The 20,412-nt window shown below is 42.2% G+C and carries 22 protein-coding genes and 1 other annotated feature (1 of these 23 only partly in view); of the genes, 21 read left to right on the top strand and 1 reads right to left on the bottom strand.

The genetic code is table 11. The features are described 5' to 3' along the window. Positions 1-19 precede the first annotated feature (19 nt). The 13 genes from NQ556_RS14170 to NQ556_RS14115 all read left to right on the top strand — a co-directional run bounded on the left by NQ556_RS14170 (position 20) and on the right by NQ556_RS14115 (position 12,963). On the top strand, positions 20-1,168 hold the full coding sequence (locus NQ556_RS14170; RefSeq protein WP_008373436.1) for an iron-containing alcohol dehydrogenase: 1,149 nt from the start codon (positions 20-22) through the stop codon (positions 1,166-1,168). A 2-nt stretch (positions 1,169-1,170) separates the two neighbouring features. Next, positions 1,171-1,890, top strand: coding sequence for a tryptophan synthase subunit alpha (locus NQ556_RS14165; RefSeq protein WP_022219924.1), 720 nt, complete (start codon positions 1,171-1,173; stop codon positions 1,888-1,890). Between the two features lie 47 nt (positions 1,891-1,937). Next, positions 1,938-2,666 carry a GntR family transcriptional regulator gene (locus NQ556_RS14160; RefSeq protein WP_055155437.1) on the top strand — a complete coding sequence of 243 codons (729 nt, stop codon included), beginning with the start codon at positions 1,938-1,940 and terminating at the stop codon, positions 2,664-2,666. A 354-nt stretch (positions 2,667-3,020) separates the two neighbouring features. Beyond that, positions 3,021-4,109: a hypothetical protein gene (locus NQ556_RS14155; RefSeq protein WP_044999117.1), complete on the top strand. Its 1,089-nt coding sequence runs from the start codon at positions 3,021-3,023 to the stop codon at positions 4,107-4,109. Positions 4,110-4,153: 44 nt separating this feature from the next. Beyond that, positions 4,154-5,425, top strand: a complete 1,272-nt coding sequence (gene codB, locus NQ556_RS14150) for a cytosine permease (RefSeq protein WP_008373445.1) — start codon at positions 4,154-4,156, stop codon at positions 5,423-5,425. Between the two features lie 230 nt (positions 5,426-5,655). Then, positions 5,656-7,734 carry an efflux RND transporter permease subunit gene (locus tag NQ556_RS14145; protein WP_022220347.1) on the top strand — a complete coding sequence of 693 codons (2,079 nt, stop codon included), beginning with the start codon at positions 5,656-5,658 and terminating at the stop codon, positions 7,732-7,734. Positions 7,735-7,856: 122 nt separating this feature from the next. Next, a complete protein-coding gene (locus NQ556_RS14140; protein WP_008373449.1) occupies positions 7,857-9,437 on the top strand; it encodes a glucose-6-phosphate isomerase in 1,581 nt (526 codons plus the stop codon). 165 nt (positions 9,438-9,602) lie between these two features. Beyond that, complete coding sequence (locus tag NQ556_RS14135; RefSeq protein ID WP_008373452.1) at positions 9,603-10,715, top strand: iron-containing alcohol dehydrogenase family protein; 1,113 nt, start codon at positions 9,603-9,605, stop codon at positions 10,713-10,715. 114 nt (positions 10,716-10,829) lie between these two features. Next, positions 10,830-11,120 (top strand): hypothetical protein, encoded by a 291-nt coding sequence (locus NQ556_RS16480; protein WP_008373454.1) that lies wholly within the window; start codon positions 10,830-10,832, stop codon positions 11,118-11,120. Beyond that, positions 11,065-11,382, top strand: a complete 318-nt coding sequence (locus NQ556_RS16475; RefSeq protein WP_008373456.1) for a hypothetical protein — start codon at positions 11,065-11,067, stop codon at positions 11,380-11,382. Before NQ556_RS16480 ends, NQ556_RS16475 begins: the two co-directional genes overlap by 56 nt. A 121-nt stretch (positions 11,383-11,503) precedes the next feature. Beyond that, entirely contained in the window at positions 11,504-12,061 is a 558-nt protein-coding gene (locus NQ556_RS14125; RefSeq protein WP_008373458.1) for a DUF3841 domain-containing protein, read from the top strand. Next, positions 12,037-12,609, top strand: a complete 573-nt coding sequence (locus NQ556_RS14120; RefSeq protein ID WP_022220343.1) for a DUF3841 domain-containing protein — start codon at positions 12,037-12,039, stop codon at positions 12,607-12,609. The genes NQ556_RS14125 and NQ556_RS14120 overlap by 25 nt, the downstream gene beginning before the upstream one ends. Beyond that, on the top strand, positions 12,610-12,963 hold the full coding sequence (locus NQ556_RS14115) for an arsenate reductase family protein (RefSeq protein ID WP_022220342.1): 354 nt from the start codon (positions 12,610-12,612) through the stop codon (positions 12,961-12,963). Positions 12,964-12,999: 36 nt separating this feature from the next. Here the strand turns inward: NQ556_RS14115 and NQ556_RS14110 are convergent, their stop codons facing one another. Next, the gene (locus tag NQ556_RS14110) at positions 13,000-14,181 is read right to left on the bottom strand and encodes an MFS transporter (RefSeq protein WP_022220341.1); all 1,182 of its coding nucleotides are present in this window, start codon (positions 14,179-14,181) and stop codon (positions 13,000-13,002) included. Positions 14,182-14,288: 107 nt separating this feature from the next. On the opposite strand from NQ556_RS14110, the gene NQ556_RS14105 reads away from it, so the two are divergent. From NQ556_RS14105 to NQ556_RS14070, 8 genes are all read left to right on the top strand, one after another. Next, positions 14,289-15,197 (top strand): AraC family transcriptional regulator, encoded by a 909-nt coding sequence (locus NQ556_RS14105; RefSeq protein ID WP_117834605.1) that lies wholly within the window; start codon positions 14,289-14,291, stop codon positions 15,195-15,197. A 141-nt stretch (positions 15,198-15,338) separates the two neighbouring features. Further along, complete coding sequence (locus NQ556_RS14100; protein WP_022220339.1) at positions 15,339-16,589, top strand: threonine/serine exporter family protein; 1,251 nt, start codon at positions 15,339-15,341, stop codon at positions 16,587-16,589. Between the two features lie 300 nt (positions 16,590-16,889). Next, on the top strand, positions 16,890-17,039 hold the full coding sequence (gene rpmG, locus NQ556_RS14095) for a 50S ribosomal protein L33 (protein WP_081445272.1): 150 nt from the start codon (positions 16,890-16,892) through the stop codon (positions 17,037-17,039). Positions 17,040-17,061: 22 nt separating this feature from the next. Then, positions 17,062-17,274, top strand: a complete 213-nt coding sequence (gene secE, locus NQ556_RS14090) for a preprotein translocase subunit SecE (protein ID WP_008373480.1) — start codon at positions 17,062-17,064, stop codon at positions 17,272-17,274. Positions 17,275-17,310: 36 nt separating this feature from the next. Then, positions 17,311-17,826, top strand: coding sequence for a transcription termination/antitermination protein NusG (gene nusG / locus NQ556_RS14085; RefSeq protein WP_008373482.1), 516 nt, complete (start codon positions 17,311-17,313; stop codon positions 17,824-17,826). Positions 17,827-17,896: 70 nt separating this feature from the next. Then, positions 17,897-18,325 carry a 50S ribosomal protein L11 gene (rplK, locus tag NQ556_RS14080; RefSeq protein ID WP_008373484.1) on the top strand — a complete coding sequence of 143 codons (429 nt, stop codon included), beginning with the start codon at positions 17,897-17,899 and terminating at the stop codon, positions 18,323-18,325. A gap of 84 nt (positions 18,326-18,409) precedes the next feature. Then, positions 18,410-19,102, top strand: coding sequence for a 50S ribosomal protein L1 (gene rplA / locus NQ556_RS14075; protein WP_008373486.1), 693 nt, complete (start codon positions 18,410-18,412; stop codon positions 19,100-19,102). Between the two features lie 213 nt (positions 19,103-19,315). Further along, entirely contained in the window at positions 19,316-20,260 is a 945-nt protein-coding gene (locus NQ556_RS14070) for an L-lactate dehydrogenase (protein ID WP_008373488.1), read from the top strand. A gap of 78 nt (positions 20,261-20,338) precedes the next feature. After that, positions 20,339-20,412 (top strand) — a sequence feature (ribosomal protein L10 leader region) (it continues 63 nt past the right edge of the window).

Raw genomic sequence — 20,412 nt, 5'->3', positions numbered from 1 at the left:
GAAAGGCAGGAAGATAAAAATGATGCGACCAATGAAACTTGCAGGATCAGAATTGATGTTTGGAGAAGGAAGTCTTGCATATATTAAGACAATTAAAGCAAAAAAAGTCAGTATTGTTATTGGCGGACATAGCATGGAAAAGAGTGGAATGCTGGCAAAGGTAGAAGGATATTTTAAAGAAACCGGTGCTGAAACAATGGTTATCAGAGGCGTAGAACCAGATCCGTCTTTTGAAACTGTACTCAGAGGAAGAAATGAAATGCTGGAATTTGAACCAGATCTGATTGTCGGACTTGGCGGTGGATCAGCAATGGATGCTGCAAAAGCAATGTGGATCTTTTATGAACATCCGGAACTGACTCAGATGGAAGATATTCTTCCACCGAATGAATTTCCGAAATTACGAGGTAAAGCAAGAATGTGTTGTATTCCTTCAACAAGTGGAACAGCGAGTGAAGTTTCACGTTCTATCGTAATTTCAGATAATGAAAAAGGATTAAAGCATGGTGTTGGAAATATGGAAATGATGCCGGATATCGCAATCTGTGATCCGGAAGTAACAATGTCTATGCCGGCTAAGATTACCGCAGAGACAGGAATGGATGCGCTTACCCATGCACTGGAAGCACTTGCTTCAAACCGTGCAAATTATCTGTCAGATATTCTTGCAAGCCAGGCAGCCCAGGATATTATGGAAACTTTACCGACTGCATATGAGAATGGCAATGATATAAAAGCAAGAGAGACTATGGTACAGGCATCTATGGTAGCTGGAATTGCATTTACCAATGTATCGCTTGGAATTGTACATTCTATGGCGCATACAATCGGTGGTATTTTCCATGTATCACATGGTCTGGCAGACGCCATTATTTTGCCGTACATCATCAGATATAATGAGCAGAATGAAACTGCGAAAGAAGTTTATGCAAAATTTGCAAAGAGAATCGGAGCAGAAAATCTTCATGAAGCAGTAGAAGCGTTAAATGAAAAGTTAAATATTCCAAAATGCTTTAAAGAGATCATTCCGGATGAAGAAAAATATATGGAAAAACTGGATGAGATGGCTCCGCTTGCAAAAGCTGATGGATGCACAAAAACAAATCCGGTTATTCCGGAAATTGACGAATTTAAAGAATTATTTATCAAGGTGTACAGAGGAGAATAAAAATGGAGATTATTTGTTATTTATCAAATGGATATCCTACAATTGAAGCAAGTTATAATATGGCAGTAGAATATGCAGATGCAGGATGCAGAATGATGGAAGTGGATTTTCCATCCAGAAATCCATACCTGGAGAGTGATTATATTGCAGGAAGAATGAAAAAAGCACTGGAGGCTTGCGATGATTATGAAAAATATATGGATTCAATTGTTGCCATTCAGAAGAGACTTCCAGATGTGAAGATTCTGGTTCTGGCATATGAAAATACAGTTGAAGAGATTGGTGTAGACAGATTTATTGAGTTCTGCCTGACAAATAATTTAAAAGATATTTTGCTTGTTGGCTTAAAAGATGATATTATTAAAAATAAGATAATTGCAGCGGGGCTTCAGGTATCTTGTTATGTACAGTTCCATTTACCGAAAGAAGAAGTGGAAATGGCAAAACAATCAAATGGATTTGTATATTTACAGGCGAAGCCGTATGATACACAGCAAAAAAATGAGGAATATCCTACATTAAAAGATTGTGTAGAGTATTTAAGAAGCTGTGGAATTGAAAGACCTATTTATTGTGGGGTAGGCGTTCATGCACCAGAAGATGTAAGACTAGTAAGAGAGGCAGGCGGGGATGCAGCGTTCGTTGGCAGTACAATTCTAAAACTTCATGAAAATATTCCTGCAATGAAAGAAAAGATCAGGGAATTTAAAGCTATGTGTTAACACTTGGAATATTCTGTGATCAAAAAAGGTGAGATGGGGTGAAGGAGATGTTCGACGAAAAGTTACCTAAATATTATCTTGTGAAGAAGGCAATCGTAGAGAATATTGATAATGAAGTTTACGATTCAAAGGAGCCGATTCCGAGCGAAAGAGAATTGATGGAGACTTATCAGGTCAGCAGAATTACGATCCGGAAAGCGATTGATGAATTGGTCACAGAAGGATATTTGTACAAAGTCCAGGGAAAAGGAACCTATGTAAAGACGGATGAAGGAAGTAACAATCTTTTTTCAATTACGAGTTGTACGGAAGATGTATTAAAGCTGGGACTGACACCAAGTAAAAAAGTTGTTGTTTCAGAGCTGGTTGATGCGAATGTAAAGAGAGCAAAAGCACTTGAGATTACAACCAGTGATAATGTTTATATGATAGGAAGAATCTTATATGCAGATAAAGAGCCGCTAAACTATACGCTGACTTTTCTGCCGGAAAAGATTTTTCCGGGTTTATCAAAGTATGATTTGAAAAAGGAATCCCTTTATCAGATCATAACAGAAGTTTATGGTGTTAAGATAACAAAGGCAAGAAGAACGATTGAGGCGATCGGGGCACAGGATGAAATTGCCGAGTATTTGGACATCGAGGAAGGAACACCGATTATTCTGTTTCGTTGTATTACATATGGCATTGTGAATGGAAGAGAAATTCCGATCGAGAATTTCAAATGCTATTATCGAACAGATAAATTTAAATTCTATATTGATCAGGTGAGATAAGAAAAGCAAAGGGGAACGGTATTTTTTATGAGATATCGTTCTCCTTTTATGCAAAAGAGAAGATTTATACGTCGTTGTAAATATGTAGTCTGGTTTGAAATTTTATATTTATAAGAAAAATGTTACAAATACTATTTGAAAAACAAAGAAAAATGTGGCAAACAGGTATAGATAAAGGTGGAAAAATGTTACAAATATATGGAAAGCATATAAAATCGCGGAGATTTCTATATGAAATGAAAATGTTGGCGACTTTTCAAATTTCCACTTGACATTCCCCCACTTTCAGCATAACATTTTGTAGAATGTTTATTGTTATGAAAAGTGGACTTACAGAAAAGGGGAAAATCACAGATGAAAAATTGGAATCAGGTTAAGCTGGTGCCGGAATTTAATGAACAGGGTGTAGCCTGTTATAAACTGGCCGGCGGGAACTATGTAAATGAATATTATGTTGTATCGGAAGCAGAGACAAGAAAGCTTCTGAATACACCGGAGATCGTCGGATATGAGGTATATGACTGCTTGATTCCTTCTACATCTCAGATGCTCTATTATTTTAAAGAACAAAAGAAAGTGACAACTGCAAATATTCTTTCTATCTTGAGAGGAGCGTTGAACTATCCGTTGGAGGAAAGCTGCTACAGAGAGCACATCCGTGTACACGATATCAGTTTCTTATCCAGTGAACGTGTATTTGCGGATGAAGAGATTGCAGGGCTTGAAATCAAATATAGTAAGCTTACCATGGTTCCGGACAGCACACTGATGATCGGAGATATCATTGCAAGTGGGGAGACTCTGATTCACTGCCTGCGCTATGTGACAGATTTTTACAGGAAGAACGGAGCAAAGCTTCGTAATATTATCATTTTCACAATTGGTGGGACAAAGGGAATTGAGATTCTTGAGAATCTTACCAGAGAGATCCGTGAGTTCTGGCCGGAATTTGAAGGGTTCATTACCGTGTATTATGAAGGAATTTTCAGTACTTATCAGGATAAAGGTGTGTCAGGAATCAACCTTCCGGATGTGGACTTCTACTGGAAGGACGGAATCATCGCGCCGGAGTTCAGAAGAGAGACACTTTCCATGTGCAGTCCGCTTTTTGAAAAATGTATCATCTACGATGGCGGGGCAAGACGCTATGAGATTCATGAGCATGTAGAGGAAGTTCTGGAATTCTGGGAAGGAATCAAAGAGAGAGCAGATAAGATCGATTTTAAAGAACTGCTTGATGAAAAGATTGGATACCCGACACCGATCAGTTATGAGGACTGGATCGAGAAGAACCACTATGAGAAGATCCGTCCGGCAGACACCAAGTGGCTGTACCGTCAGGAACAGGGATATATCGAGAGTATGAAAAATATTACATTAAAAGAACTGGCAGATCAGAGAATTACCGAATTTACCGATTCTTTGAAGAAATATATGCTATAAAAAGAATGAACTTGTTGATCACAGAGAATGGAATGAGGTAAAAAATGAGCAAAAAAACGAAAGATACAACTGTTGATATTGACTATGCGGACCAGGCAGTTCCGAAAGAGGGCAGAAAAGGTTTCCTGACCATGTTTATGATCATGCTGGGATTTACATTTTTCTCGGCAAGTATGTGGGTTGGGCAGCAGATGGCAGCAGGACTTGATTTCTGGGGATTTATCAAGTCCCTTCTCCTTGGAGGAGCGATCCTTGGTGTGTATACAGGACTTCTGGGATATGTAGGTGCAAAGACCGGACTTAGCATGGATCTTCTGGCAAAAAGAGCGTTTGGAGAAAAAGGATCTTATCTTTCTTCTGCAATGATCAGCTTCACTCAGATCGGATGGTTCGGTGTGGGTGTTGCGATGTTTGCAATCCCGGTATCAGGAGAACTTCTCGGTGGAAGTAAGGCTGCGATGTGGGCTCTGGTATTGGTTGCAGGAGGCTGTATGACCGCTTCTGCATATTTCGGAATTGATTCCCTTACGGTGGTAAGCTATATTGCAGTTCCGCTCGTTGCGATTCTTGGAACGGTAGCAATGGTGATGGCAGTTCGTCAGGGAAATGGAACGATCGTTGACCAGTTTGCAGTATCCAGTGGATCTGTGACCGTGATCGGTGGAGCGGGTATGGTAGTCGGTTCCTTTGTATCAGGCGGAACGGCAACTCCGAACTTTGCAAGATTTGCAAAGGATGCCAAATCAGGTACAATTGCAACGGTTGTAGCATTCTTTATCGGGAATTCGCTGATGTTCTTTTTTGGGGCGATTGCCTATATTTTCGTTGGCGGAAATGATATCTTTGAGGTTATGATCCGTCTGAATCTGTTCTATATGGCGATTCTGGTTCTGGGACTCAATATCTGGACCACCAACGACAATGCGCTGTATTCAGCAGGTCTTGGACTGGCAAATATTTTCCGGCAGAAGAAGAAACCGATGGTTCTGATTTCAGGTATTATCGGAACACTTCTTTCTGTATGGCTGTATTACAATTTCTGTAACTGGCTGAACGTACTGAACTGTACCCTTCCGCCGGTAGGGATTATCCTGGTGCTCTCGTACTTTATAAATAAGAAGGAGTACGACAGTGATAAAGTAGAAATCAAAACTGTGAACTGGTTTGCCGTGATCGGTGTGATTGCAGGTGCAGTGGTAGCAAATCTTGTGTCATGGGGAATTGCTTCGATCAATGGTATGGCAGTTGCAGCGGTCTGCTATGTGGCTGGACAGGTGGTTTGCAAAAATCGTGAAGAAGCGGCAGAAAATGCATAAATGAATAGCGTAAATGAACGGGCAGATTCGGGGAACAGAGTCTGCCCGTTGTTATATTATGGAGCAGGATTACGCATAAGGTTATCAGTCTAAACAATATTATTAAAAAAACTGACCATAAGTCAATAAACAAATTGACTTATGGTCAGTTTTGTTGTATATTGGTTTTGTAAAATAAATGACCGGCAGTCATTAAGAGAGAAAGAATAAAAAGAAAAGAGGAATAAAGTATGGTAAAGGTTGGCAAAAAGATTGTTAAATTCAGAGTACCGATACTGATACTCAGTATTATCCTTTTGATTCCGGCTGTGTGGGGGTATGTGAACACCAGGATCAACTATGATGTACTGACTTATCTTCCGGAAGACATTGAGACAATGCAGGGACAAGAGATCATGACGAATGATTTTGGGATTGGGGCATTTTCGATGCTGATGGTAGACGGCATGGAAGATAAAGAGATTGTGAAGCTGAAAGAAAAGGTAGAGAAGGTAGACGGAGTAGAGAATGTACTCTGGTATGATTCACTGGCTGATATTTCGGTTCCACAGAGTGTGCTTCCGTCAAAGCTGTATGATGAGTACAACACAGAAGACGGAACAATGATGGCGGTATTTTTCAAAGATGGAACTTCATCCGATGAAACCATGAAGGCAATTACCGAGATCCGTAAGATCACCGGAGAGCAGTGCTTCTTAAGTGGAATGTCTGCGATTGTAGAGGACACCAAAGAGCTTGCCGAAAAGGAGACACCACTTTATGTACTGATCGCAGTCGCACTTTCTGCACTGGTTCTGGCAATTACGATGGAATCAATTTTTGTTCCGGTATTGTTCCTTTTGAGTATCGGAATCGCAATCGTATATAATCTTGGAACGAATGTATTTTTTGGAGAGATTTCTTATATCACGAAGGCACTGGCAGCGGTACTTCAGCTCGGTGTCACTATGGACTATTCTATTTTCCTGATGCACAGTTATCAGGAGCAGCAGGTGCGCTATAACGGAGATAAAGAGCGGGCGATGGCACACGCGATTTCCCAGACCTTTTCATCCGTAATCGGAAGTTCAGTTACGACGGTTGCCGGATTTATCGCACTCTGCTTTATGAGCTTTACGCTTGGAAAAGATATCGGTATCGTTATGGCAAAAGGAGTTATCTTCGGAGTTCTGGTCTGTGTAACCGTTCTTCCGTCCATGATTCTGTGCTGTGACAAGCTGATCGAGAAGACGAAACACAAACCGCTGCTTCCGGATATTAGAAGGATTTCAGATAAGGTGACAAAGCGTTACGTGATTTATGTAGTAGCATTTGTGATCCTTCTGTTTCCGGCGATTTACGGAAACAATCACACAGGTGTTTACTACAATCTGGACGAATCGCTGCCAAAGGATCTTCCGAGTGTCATTGCGAACACGAAATTAAAAGAAGATTACAATATGAACACCACACATATGATCCTGGTGGACAGCTCGGTTGCAGGTTCTGATGTCAAGAAGATGTCACAGGAGATTGAAAAAGTAGATGGTGTTAAATGGGTACTTGGACTGGATAACCTGGTCGGCTCAGGTGTTCCGGCAGATATGCTCCCGGAATCTGTCACCGGTATGCTGAAAAATGACAAGTACCAGCTGCTGATGGTAAATTCTACTTACAAAGTAGCAACGGATAAAGTAAACAAACAGATTGAGCAGATTGATAAGATCATGGATAAATATGATAAGGGTGCAATGCTGGTAGGAGAAGGACCATTGACAAAAGATTTGATCAACATTACAGATACAGACTTTAAACGCGTAAGCGCAGTGTCTATTGGAATTGTATTTGTGATTATTCTGCTTCTGTTCAAATCAGTTACTATTCCGGTGATCCTGGTCGGTGTGATCGAATTTGCGATCTTTGTGAATATGGGTATTCCGTTTTACACTGGAACAAAGCTGCCGTTTGTGGCATCAATCGTAATCGGTACGATCCAGCTTGGCGCGACTGTGGATTATGCGATTCTGATGACCACCAGATATCAGAGAGAGAGAAGCCGCGGCGCAGGCAAATTTGACGCGATCACAACAGCGCATAAGTTTTCTGCGCAGTCGATCATCGTCAGTGCACTCAGCTTCTTTGCTGCAACGATCGGTGTCGGACTTTATTCCAATATCGATATGATCAGTTCACTGTGTATCCTGATGGCGAGAGGTGCACTGATCAGTATGGTGGTTGTTGTGCTGATCCTTCCGTCCTTATTCATGGTATTTGACAAGATTATTGTAAAGACGAGCAAAGGTTTCCGACCTACAGGCTTGAAATCATAACCACATCATAGTATAATTTCCTTGGATTATTATATGATACAAGGAACGGAGAAAAAGATTCGTGCGTATCAAAAGGGCTGATACAATCCTGCTATCATAAAAGGAATAAGGAGGAATCCACTATGATTAATTGGAACAATTTGGATACACTTACATCATTTAAAGAACTTTCGGAAGTAGAACGTGTCAATCTTGCAGAAGTGATGTCCGGTGAGAACGGAGCAGAACGTGTTAAGGATTACAGCGTTCCGATGACAGAGGATCTTACTTACAATTACGCTGCAAAAGCAGTAGATGATAAAGTACTTGCAGCACTTGCAAAGCTTGCAAAAGAAGCGCAGCTGACAGAAAAGTACGCAGCACTCTACAATGGAGAAGTGATCAACACAGGAGAAAAGAGACTGGTTCTTCATCAGCTCACCCGTGGACAGCTTGGAGATAAAGTAGAAGCTGACGGAGTAGACAAGCGAGAATTCTATGTTAAGCAGCAGCAGAGGATCGCAGATTTTGCCAATAAAGTACATGCCGGCGAGATCACAAATGCAGCAGGTGAGAAATTCACAACAGTCGTACAGATCGGTATCGGTGGAAGTGACCTTGGTCCTCGCGCAATGTATCTTGCACTTGAAAACTGGGCTAAGAAGAACGGCACATTCAAGATGGAAGCCAAATTCATCAGCAATGTTGACCCGGATGATGCAGCAGCAGTACTGAATTCAATTGATGTAGCACATTCTATTTTTGTTCTGGTATCAAAGTCAGGAACAACTCTTGAGACTCTTACCAATGAGTCATTTGTAAAAGATGCCCTGAAAAATGCAGGTCTGGATGCTTCCAAGCATATGATCGCTGTTACAAGCGAGACATCACCACTTGCAAAGAGCGATGATTATCTTGCAGCATTCTTCATGGATGATTATATCGGAGGACGTTACTCATCTACTTCAGCAGTCGGCGGTGCCGTACTTTCGTTGGCATTCGGACCGGAAGTATTTGCACAGTTCCTTGCAGGAGCAGCAAAGGTAGATGAAGTTTCCAAGAATGAAGATTTATTGAAGAACCCGGCAATGCTGGATGCGATGATCGGTGTATACGAGCGTAATGTACTTGGATATCCGGCAACAGCCGTTCTCCCATATTCACAGGCACTGAGCCGTTTCCCGGCACATCTGCAGCAGCTGGATATGGAATCCAATGGTAAATCAGTTAACCGCTTTGGCGAGCCGGTAGATTACCCGACAGGTCCGGTGATCTTCGGAGAACCAGGAACAAACGGACAGCATTCCTTCTATCAGCTTCTCCACCAGGGAACCAACATCATACCGCTCCAGTTCATCGGCTTCAAGAACAGCCAGATCGGAACCGATGTTGTGATCCAGGACAGCACAAGCCAGCAGAAGCTCTGCGCAAACGTAGCTGCACAGATCGTAGCATTTGCATGCGGTAAATCAGACGAGAACCGCAACAAGAATTTTGAAGGTGGACGTCCGTCAAGTATTATCATCGGTAAAGAACTGACACCAGAGACACTCGGTGCACTTCTTGCACATTTTGAGAATAAGGTTATGTTCCAGGGATTTGTATGGAATGTGAACAGCTTCGACCAGGAAGGTGTTCAGCTTGGGAAAGTACTTGCCAAACGTGTACTTGCCCATGAGACAGACGGAGCACTGAAAGTATACAGTGATCTTTTAGATATCTAATCAGAATTAATGAAAGAGACCAGAGTCGGTGCGAATTTTAGGATTCGGACCGGCTTTTTGGATACGAAAATATGCAAGAGAAGCTACCAGGATATTCTGTCAGGATTTCCGGCTGAATGATTGTTTTTTAGGAAAAAGACATAGAACCAGGAAAAGAGAAAGACTATGAAATTAGAAAATTACGAGGTGCATCTCCCGAATTATTCCATCGGAGATGCAATTTACGATAAAATCGGACCGGTCTGTGAATCTTATGGAAAAACGGTACTTGTGATTGGTGGAAAAAGGGCACTTGATGCGGCTTTTGATAAGATCAAAGTGGCGGTCGACCAGACGAATCTGGAGATTATTGGAAAAGAACTTTATGGGAAAGACTGTACCTATCAGACGGTAGAAAAGCTTCGCCGGATGTCGGTTTATCAGAAAGCAGATATGGTATTTGGAGTAGGAGGGGGCAAAGCACTGGATACGGTAAAATGTCTGTGTATCACAGATGATAAGCCGGTGTTCAGCTTCCCGACAATTGCATCCAACTGTTCGGCATGTACATCGGTGTCGATCATGTATAACGAGGATGGTACATTTCTGAAACCGAATTTCTTCGTGCGTCCGGTCATGCATGCATTTATCGATACAGAAATCATAGCAAAAGCACCGAGTCAGTATATGTGGGCAGGAATTGGTGATACCTATGCAAAATACTATGAAGCAACAATCTCATCAAGGGATGAAAGACTGGAACATTTTACCTCACTTGGTGTAGCAGTCAGTCTGATGTGCAGGAATCCGCTTCTGGAATATGGACCGAAGGCATTTGCAGACCATAAAAAGGGACTGTGTACATACGATGTAGAGCAGGTGGTTCTGGCGATCGTTGTGACAACCGGAATTGCATCCATTTTCCTTACAAAAGATTTCACACCGGATTATAACAGTGGACTTGCACATGCAATTTTTTATGCTCTGACGAAGTATCCGGTGATCGAGCAGCGGCATCTGCACGGGGAAGTAGTTGGATTTGGTGTGCTTCTGGCACTTCTTGTAGATGGACAGGAAGAAGAATTTGAGAAAATATATAAGCTGAATCGCGAGATAGGTCTTCCGGTGTCCTTGAAAGAAATTGAGATTACAGAGGATGAATGGAAAGAAAGTATGGGACATATTCCGAAAATATCGGATGTAGCACATTACCCATATAAGGTAACCCGGGAAATGCTGGAAGATGCAATGCAGAAACTGAAAGAAAGAGTCAGAAAGGATCAGAGCCATGAAGAATAAGAAATCCGCAACTTCCTCTATGATTCTTGGGGTAGCGTTTGTCTGGTTTACAACACATTTCGGAGGTGGATTTGCCTCGGGTGCGCAGATCTACAGTTAATTTGTGTGATGTGCGTGGCTCCTGCAGTTGCATTTGCGACAGGCGGAGCGACCTTAAGTACCCTGACCGGACTTCCGTATCTGCTGTGTACGTTGATTATCGGCATATTTATCTTCGTTGTGGCAGTATTTGGAACAGACCTGGTGCGTAGGGTGGCTTCTGTCCTGTTTGTCTGCATTATCGCAGGTCTTCTGATCGTGTATATTCCGAATATCATCGCAGGTGCAGTGCGGTGTTGGAAAAGGATTTATGATGCCGCTGATTTCTGTTTTGATCATTCTAGGAGCGGTATCTACGGCAGTTAATATGGTGGCTGCAATGGTCAAGAGAATCTGTAGTGGTCTTGATAAGATGAAAAAAGAGATAGGAACGGATGAGAAAAGAAAAATCGGTACAAAGGAAATTGTGGCAGCATTTATCTGCTGTGTTGTAGATTTTGGAATCGCACAGTTCGGGCTTCTGACACTGATCCAGAAGGCGTATAGTGTGCTGGCGTATCTGGCGATTCCGGTAATCCTTATTCCATATCTGATCCACATGGCAGTGACCAGATTTGATACGAAGTAATGAGAGAATAAAGGGAAAAGAGGACAAAAGATGCCGATCGGTGTTATAGTAAATGTAAGTATGGTGATGCCGGTTAGTTATCTTTGGAGTACTTATATTTTACCATTAGTGAGGTGATGGAATGGCAAAGATTACAGTGTGGTCAAAGCAGCATGAAAATGTCTGGAAAGTTCTTCAGGAGACCGGACGATATACGGTAAAGCGAGAGTATATCATAAAGGATCTCAAAGAACATTCGGAGCTGGTTCTGGATACTTATGAATGGTTGGTCAAGAACGGACCGGACTACGGGAACAAACCGGCGGATGTGGAATTTCCGGTATGGGTATCCTTCAGGCAGGATGCAACGATGCTTCCGGAAAAAGGAAGAGTGATCTTGGAACTGGAGATCGAAGAATCTCTGATTACCAGAGTGAATTTCACAAAATGGGGAATGATCCTCAACTATTCCTATATTCCGGCAGACAAGGCGGATGAAAAGCGGCACAAAGAGCTTCTGGAAGCCTATGGAGTCAGCGACACGCAGGCGTATATGTCGCAGTTCTATCCGGAGATCAAACGGGAAATCCGGGAGAGCTGGAAGAGGCTTTTTGATGATGACATCCAGATCGGAAGTGATGGATGTTATGGAAACATCTGGGAGGTGCGAAGAGAATGGGTGAAAAATGTAATACAATAACCTTATATGCATCACAGGCAGACCCGGTAATCGAAGCAATTGAGCGGAATGGCGTGTGCTATTCCAAAGAGGCGTATGTGCGGAAAAAATATCAGGAAAGTGCAAAGATTTTCACAACAGCCTATTCCTGGTTTGTGCGTGAGATGGAGAAATATGTGAAGAAACCGGATGGTGCGGAGTATCCGTACTGGGCATTCCGTGAAGCCTATAATGTGGATCAGTCGATGGGCGGCAACTTCCTGACACTGGAAGTACCATTGGATGAAGTTCTGCTTTTTGATATGTATGACTGGAATAAGATTCTCTGTCTCAAATATATTGGGGAAGATGAAAAAGATGAGAAGCAGTTCCAGGAGCAGCTGGAGATGTATGGGATCAGAGAGATGGATGCGGTGTTGAGTAATTTTTATCCGTTACAGAAGCAGCAGATCCTGAAAAGCTGGCAACGTCTGACACGGTATCATGAAGAATTGGTACATGGAAATACAGAGCTTGTAAGGGATGTACAAGCAGGACTTTGGAGAATAAAAAAGGAGTGGATCAGATAGATGAAAGTATTGGTATACAGAAAATGCAGCACCTGTCAGAAGGCGCTGAAATGGCTGGAGGCGCATGGGATTGCATTTGAGGAACGGGCAATCGTGGAGGAAAATCCAACCTATGAAGAGCTGAAGGAATGGCATGCGATGAGTGGGGTCCCGCTGAAAAAGTTTTTTAATACAAGTGGGATGCTTTATAAGCAGATGCAGCTGAAAGACAAGCTTCCGACGATGACGGAAGATGAGCAGATAAAGCTGCTGGCGACAGATGGTATGTTGGTGAAAAGACCGTTTGTAGTTGGGGACAGATTTGTACTGACCGGGTTTAAAGAAAAAGAATGGGAAGAAAAATTGTTGAAGTAGTGGGGAAGATGAGTGCTGTAAAAGGTGCTCATCTTTTTATTCAGATTTTTTTGATTTTATCAGACCAAGGAGCAGGACGGCCGGAAAAATAATAGCTGCGAAAATCCCGGTTTTCAGACTACCGCCGGCGTAGGAAGATACCAGACCTGCAAGCGTCGGACCACCGGAACATCCCAGATCTCCGGCAAGTGCAAGGAGGGCAAACATTGTTGTGCCGCCACGTGGAATAGAGACGGATGCGGTGCTGAAAAGTCCCGGCCACATAATTCCAACGGAGAATCCGCAAAGCGCACATCCAAAAAGGTTCAGCGCAGGAAATGGAAGGATGGAAATACATAAATAGGAAAGGATGCAAAGAATGCAGCTTCCTCTCATGAACAGATCCAGCCGGATCCTGTCTCCGTATTTTCCGTAAAGCAGCCGGGAAGCCCCCATACAGGCTGCAAAGGTAAGAGGACCGGCAAGATCGCCGAGTGTTTTGGAAATGTGCAGGCTTGTCTCGGCAAAAGTGGATGCCCATTGGCTGACTGCCTGTTCGCTGGCACCGGCACAGGTCATCATAAGCATTAACATCCAGAAGATTTTAGATGTGCACAATTCTCTGAGAGAAAGTCCCTGTTCACCTTCTTCGTGAAGGGAGTAGATTGGTGCACTTCTGAAGAGGAAAGTGTTAAATATTGGGATGACAGCCCACATAAGTGCGAGGATTTTCCAGTGCGATATTCCGAAAAACCAGAAAAATGCGGTTGATAACAGAACAACGCCCACATGCCCCCAACAGTAAAAGGAATGCAGGAGACTCATTGCTTTTTCTTTGTTATCAGTAGGGCAGGCTTCAATGATCGGGCTTACCAGTACTTCGAGAAGTCCACCGCCGATCGCATAAATGATAACTGCGATTACAAGTCCGGTATAAGGGGAGGAAAAAACTTCCGGAAGAACGGTGAGTAATATCAGTCCTGCCGCAGAAAGGATATGCGCAATTAAAATTGAAATGCGGTATCCGATCCTGTCGATGAAGAATGCGGATAGAAGATCGACAAACAGCTGAATGATAAAGTTGAGTGTGATCAAAAAGGTAATTCGTTCTAGTGAAATATGGTAATTATTTTGGAAAGTGACAAAAAGAAGAGGAACAAAATTATTTACGATAGCCTGAACGATGTAACCAATAAAACAAGCGTAGATGGTCTGCATACAATTTGTGTTTTTTTTCATTTCTTAAAAGCTCCTTTCAAAATAGCACTATATCATATTGGAGGGGTGGATGTCTTGACGAATATCGCAAAAATATAGTACAATATCTTCAAAACACAAAAGGTATAATGAAAATGCAAATAACAGAGATAATAACAGATGAAACACTGAGGGAAATACGTGAACACGGAACGCCGGAGTTTCCTTTTGAATATTATCTGGATGATATCGATGAAATTGGTCAGGGTTATGTTGAATGGCACTGGCATAATGAGATTGAATGGGCATGGGTTGAATCTGGAAAAGTAATCTGCAGGATTGGAAATGAAAAGATTATCCTTGAAGCGGGGGAGGGGATTTTTATAAACAGCAGAGTGATCCACCGCTTTGAAACACCGGGTGGTGCGCTTATGCCAAATATCCTGCACGCTCCAGAGCTGCTTGCTGCGCGGGAAAGTGCAATTTATCAAAAATATGTTAGTCCTGTAATTACATATGGTAAAGAATATGTGATTTTGGAAAAAGAAAAAAATAGTGGTATATTAAGTCTGCTGGATGAGATATACAAAGATGCCGGAAAGGAAATGCTTAGAAAAGAACTGATTATACAGAACAAGATCAGCAGATTATGGGATGAATTGTTTGAAGAAGTTCCGGATATTGTACAGAGAGAGTCCCGGAATAAGAATCTCCTTTTACAGTCGCGGCTCAGAGAGATGATGCAGTTTATAGAAAACCATTATAAAGAACGAATTTCTTTGGAAAGGCTGGCAGCGGAAGCGAACATTAGTAAAAGTGAAGCCCTTCGATGCTTTAAGCGTGGAATAGGGACGACTCCGGTGAAATATTTGATCGATTACAGGCTGGAGAGGGCAAAAGAATTATTGTGTAAGACGAATGATACGGTTATTCGGGTTGCCGCAGATGTGGGAATAGATAATACAAGTTATTTTGTAAGAATATTTAAGAAAATGTATGGGATGACACCAGGAGCATTCCGGGAAGAAGAAGGACTGAAAAAGGCTGGAGAAAAATAACATATTAGAAGAAATTCTCCGAATTTAGTTGACTTTTTGATACATCATGATATCATTACTTCGTATGGCTGAAGTGTTCGGGAGGGCGGAACAACTGGCTTTGTAAGAAGAACAAAAGAGAGAGGTTTTGGGAAAAGGAAAATGAATGTGAAATACGATTACGAGAGAATTGTACAGGGGATCCTGGACATTGGGGAAGCTATGATTAGATGTGGAGCGGAGAACTTCCGTCTGCAGGATAGTCTGTACCGTATTTGCAGAAGTTATGGATTTGTAAAGTATGATATTTTTGTTATACCAAGCAATATCCAGATTACGGCAGAGACACCGGAAGGGCAGATTATTACACAGATCCGACTGGTAGAAATAGGGGAATGTGACTTTGACAAGCTGGATTATCTGAATAATCTGTGCCGTAAAGTCTGTAAAGAAAAGCCGGATGCAAAAGAAATGAGAAGACAGTTTGAAGAGGTGATGGGAAGACCGGAACAGAAGTGGTACACCCATTATGCGGCCGGTATTTTAGGTGGTACCGGATTCGCGGTATTCTTTGGATGTGATATAAGGGATGCGATCATTGCGGTGATCGTATCAATTGTGATCGTTGCAGCAGGGAACTGGCTGGCTGAACGTGAGAAGAACCTGCTGGCATATAACCTGATCTTATCGTTTATTGCAGAGATGATCATTCTGTTATCTGTTAAATTTGGATTTGCGGATCATGAGGAGCGGATCATGATCGGAATTGTCATGCTCCTGATCAGTGGACTGAGTACGACGAACGGAATCCGTGATCTGCTTCAGAAAGACTTTATCTCCGGATCAATCAATATCATGAATTCCATGCTTGGTGCTTCCGGAATCGCATTTGGTACGGCGATACCGATGATTCTTTTTGGCGGTGTAGAGGCGGAAGGATTTATCCTTACCCCGAATCTGATCGTACAGCTGATTTCCTGTACCGCAGCCTGCGTGGGATTTGCACTGTGGTTTAAGATCCGGGGCATGCAGGTGGTTTACTGTGGAATCGGAGCATTTTTTACATGGCTGATTTATGCACTTGTTTATGAGGCGCGTCCAAGTAACTTCCTTGCAACTACAATTGCGGCGACATTCGTTGCATTCTATGCATTTATTATGTCGCGGATAAATAAAGCACCATCAACAATTTTCCTGACAGCGTCTGTATTCCCTCTGATTCCTGGACCGAATCTGTACTATGTAATGTACGCATGCGTAAGCGGGAATATGCATATGCTCCTGGAACAGACGATCACACTTTTTGCGACCTGCGTTGCAATTGCATTTGGATTTAACTTTGTAGATATTGCATCAAGAACTATCATGCGTGGTATGAAGGTAGAATATCACATTGGAAAAAGTGACAGATAAATAAAAAGTTTCAGCCGCGGATTTCATTCTGCGGCTGAAATTTTAGCCTGTGTGCCGGGAATATGCCTGGATGAGAGCAGATTCCGGATGCACCTGGACAGTCCGAAGGCTTTCGTAAAAAATTATTTAATTTCTTGACTTTATACTTTCGGTATGGTACACTAACCTAGCGAATGGAAGTATAGGTCTTTTTTTTATGCCTATTTTTAACAAAGAAAGTTTCAGGCGTGAAGCTTTCACGACAGCCTCGCAAGCTGTCATGCAACTAAAAATTAGAACATAAAAAGCGAGGTGGAAGTTGTGCGTACAAGAATTACACTGGAATGTACAGAATGCAAGCATCGTAACTACAACATGACAAAGGATAAGAAGTCTCATCCGGAACGCATGGAAACAAAGAAATACTGTAGATTCTGCAAATCACACACATTACACAAAGAGACGAAATAGTCGTTGAAGGGAAGTGAATGTTATGGGCGAATCTAAAGACAAAGCGAAGACAAAAGAGAAGAAAACTCCTTTCTTCAAAGGTCTGAAAGCTGAGTTTAATAAGATTATCTGGCCAGACAAAACCACACTTACCAAACAGACAGCTGCGGTCGTAGTTGTTTCCGTTATCTTAGGAGCGATTATCACGATCTGTGATATCCTGGTAAAATTCGGGGTAGATTTATTAGTTAGATAAGATACTGATAAATGGTAATGCAGGAAAGGTGAGTTTATGGCAGAAGCAAAATGGTATGTTGTGCATACCTATTCAGGGTATGAAAACAAGGTAAAAGCCAACATTGACAAAACGATCGAGAACCGTCATCTGGAAGATGAGATCCTTGAGGTCCGTGTTCCGATGCAGGAAGTTGTCGAATTGAAGAACGGCGTACAGAAAGCGTCTCAGAAAAAGATGTTTCCGGGATATGTTCTGATCCACATGATCATGAACGATGATACCTGGTATGTGGTACGAAACACAAGAGGTGTTACAGGATTTGTAGGTCCTGGATCCAAACCGGTTCCGCTTACAGATGAAGAGATGGCACCACTTGGTATCCAGAAAGAAGACATCGTGGTAGATTTTGAAGAAGGAGATACTGTGACAGTAACAGGCGGAGCCTGGGAAGGAACAGTCGGCATGATTCAGACTATCAATATGGCTAAGCAGAGCCTGACGATCAATGTTGATTTATTCGGCCGCGAAACGCCGGTAGAAATCAGTTTCGCAGAAGTCAAAAAAATGTAACTTTATGCGTAGTGCATAATGAACACGTGGGAGGGAAATCCCCGCAAATACCACAAGGAGGTACTTTAAAATGGCAAAAAAAGTTTCAGGTTATATCAAATTACAGATTCCAGCTGGAAAGGCTACTCCGGCTCCACCGGTTGGTCCTGCTCTTGGACAGCACGGTGTAAATATCGTTGAATTTACAAAACAGTTCAACGCAAAGACAGCTGATCAGGGAGATCTGATCATTCCTGTAGTAATTACAGTTTACAGTGACAGAAGTTTCAGCTTCGTTACAAAGACTCCTCCGGCAGCAGTTCTTATTAAGAAAGCCTGCAACCTTAAATCTGGTTCAGGTGTTCCGAACAAGACAAAAGTTGCTAAGATTACAAAAGCTCAGGTAAAGGAAATCGCAGAACTTAAGATGCCAGACCTGAACGCTGCATCCGTAGAAACAGCTATGAGCATGATCGAAGGAACATGCCGCAGCATGGGTGTAACTGTAGTAGAGGACTAATTCAGACTGCATAAGCAGAATGTAAGGAAACTGAAAAAATACGTGGGAGGGAATTCCCGTAATCACCACTAGGAGGTATTTAGAATGAAAAGAGGAAAGAAATACGTAGAAGCTGCAAAGTTAATCGACAGAGCAACTCTCTATGATAGAGATGAAGCGATCGCACTTGTTAAGAAGAGCGCGACAGCTAAATTTGATGAAACAATCGAAGCTCATATCAGAACAGGATGTGACGGACGTCATGCAGATCAGCAGATCCGTGGCGCTGTAGTTCTTCCACACGGAACTGGTAAAAAGGTTCGTATCCTTGTATTTGCTAAGGACGCTAAAGCTGAAGAAGCTAAAGCTGCCGGAGCAGATTACGTAGGTGGAGATGAACTCATTCCGAAGATCCAGAATGAAAACTGGTTCGAATTCGATGTAGTTGTAGCTACACCGGATATGATGGGTGTTGTTGGACGTCTCGGACGTGTACTTGGACCAAAAGGTTTAATGCCAAACCCGAAGGCTGGTACAGTAACAATGGACGTTACAAAAGCTATCAACGAAATCAAAGCTGGTAAGATTGAGTACAGATTGGACAAGACAAATATCATCCATGTACCGGTAGGAAAAGCTTCTTTCACTGAAGAACAGCTTGCTGACAACTTCCAGACGCTTATCGATGCGATTAACAAAGCTAAACCGGCAGCAGTAAAGGGTCAGTATCTTAAGAGTGTGACACTTACTTCTACAATGGGACCTGGTGTAAAAATCAACCCAATGAAGCTTGCTTAATCAGTATTGAATAAATGTAAATAATAGAGACACCGTATGCGGAGTGATCCGTTACGGTGTCTTTTTGTGCAACATGAAATCTAACAAACAGTATTCTGTATACATTGTGCATTTTTTGACGAACAATGCATGAAAACATTGAAAATCGGGGAAAATAATGATAACCTATGCCTGTGAAAAAAATATCAAGCAATTAAAAGGAGGCACTTTGTCATGGTTAATATTCAAAAGGCAGCAATTATCGGATGTGGGTTTGTAGGAGCGTCCTCTGCGTTCAGCTTACTTCAGAAAGGGATCTTTTCCGAACTGGTACTGATCGATGCGAATAAAGAAAAGGCAGAAGGGGAGGCAATGGACATAAGCCACGGTAGACCATATGCGCACCCGATGAAAATATATGCGGGATCTTATGATGATATCAGTGATTGTTCACTAATCATCATTACAGCTGGAGCAAATCAAAAACCGGGAGAGACAAGACTGGATCTGGTACACAAAAATGTAGCAATTTTCAAATCGATTATTCCGGAAATCACAAAACGCGGATTTGAAGGAATCCTGCTTGTTGTAGCAAATCCAGTGGATATTCTGACTTATGCGGCACTTAAGATTTCCGGATATCCGAAGGAAAGAGTATTCGGAAGCGGAACCGTTCTGGATACTGCGAGATTCCGTTATCTGTTAAGCGAACATCTTCAGGTTGCGAGCCGGAGCGTACATGCCAATATCATCGGAGAGCATGGAGACAGTGAGCTTGCCGTATGGAGCGGGGCAAATGTGGCGGGAATACCAATCAATGATTTCTGTGAACTTCGCGGACATTATCAGCATCAGGAATCTATGGAAAGAATTTATAAAACTGTGCGGGACAGTGCTTACGATATTATCCAGAAAAAGGGTGCAACCTATTATGGTGTTGCAATGGCGGTTGCGAGAATTGCCGAAAGCATTGTTATGAATGAAAATGCGGTTCTTCCTGTCACGAGTCTGATGGAGGGAGAATACGGACTGGAAGGACTCTGTATCAGTGTTCCGACCATAGTTTCGCAGAAAGGTGCAGAAAAAGTTCTTGAGATTCCACTGAGCGATGAAGAAAAAGAAAAATTGCTTTCTTCTGCAAAAGAACTGAAGGAAGTTCTGGATGGCCTGGATTTATAATAGAAGAAACTGGATAAAATTGAAAAAATAAAAATTAAAAAAGAAAAATTACACTTGACTTTCCGGTAAACATATGCTATATTTACGAAGTAACTGCCGAAGACAGTAGGTGCCGTAAGGCATAAGGGTCAAAACGCCTACCGAGGAAGACA

The organism is Coprococcus comes ATCC 27758 (assembly GCF_025149785.1).
Classification (GTDB): Bacteria; Bacillota; Clostridia; order Lachnospirales; family Lachnospiraceae; genus Allocoprococcus; species Allocoprococcus comes.
Note: the sequence above shows the minus strand (reverse complement) of the source record. Positions and strands in the feature narration are given on the sequence as shown.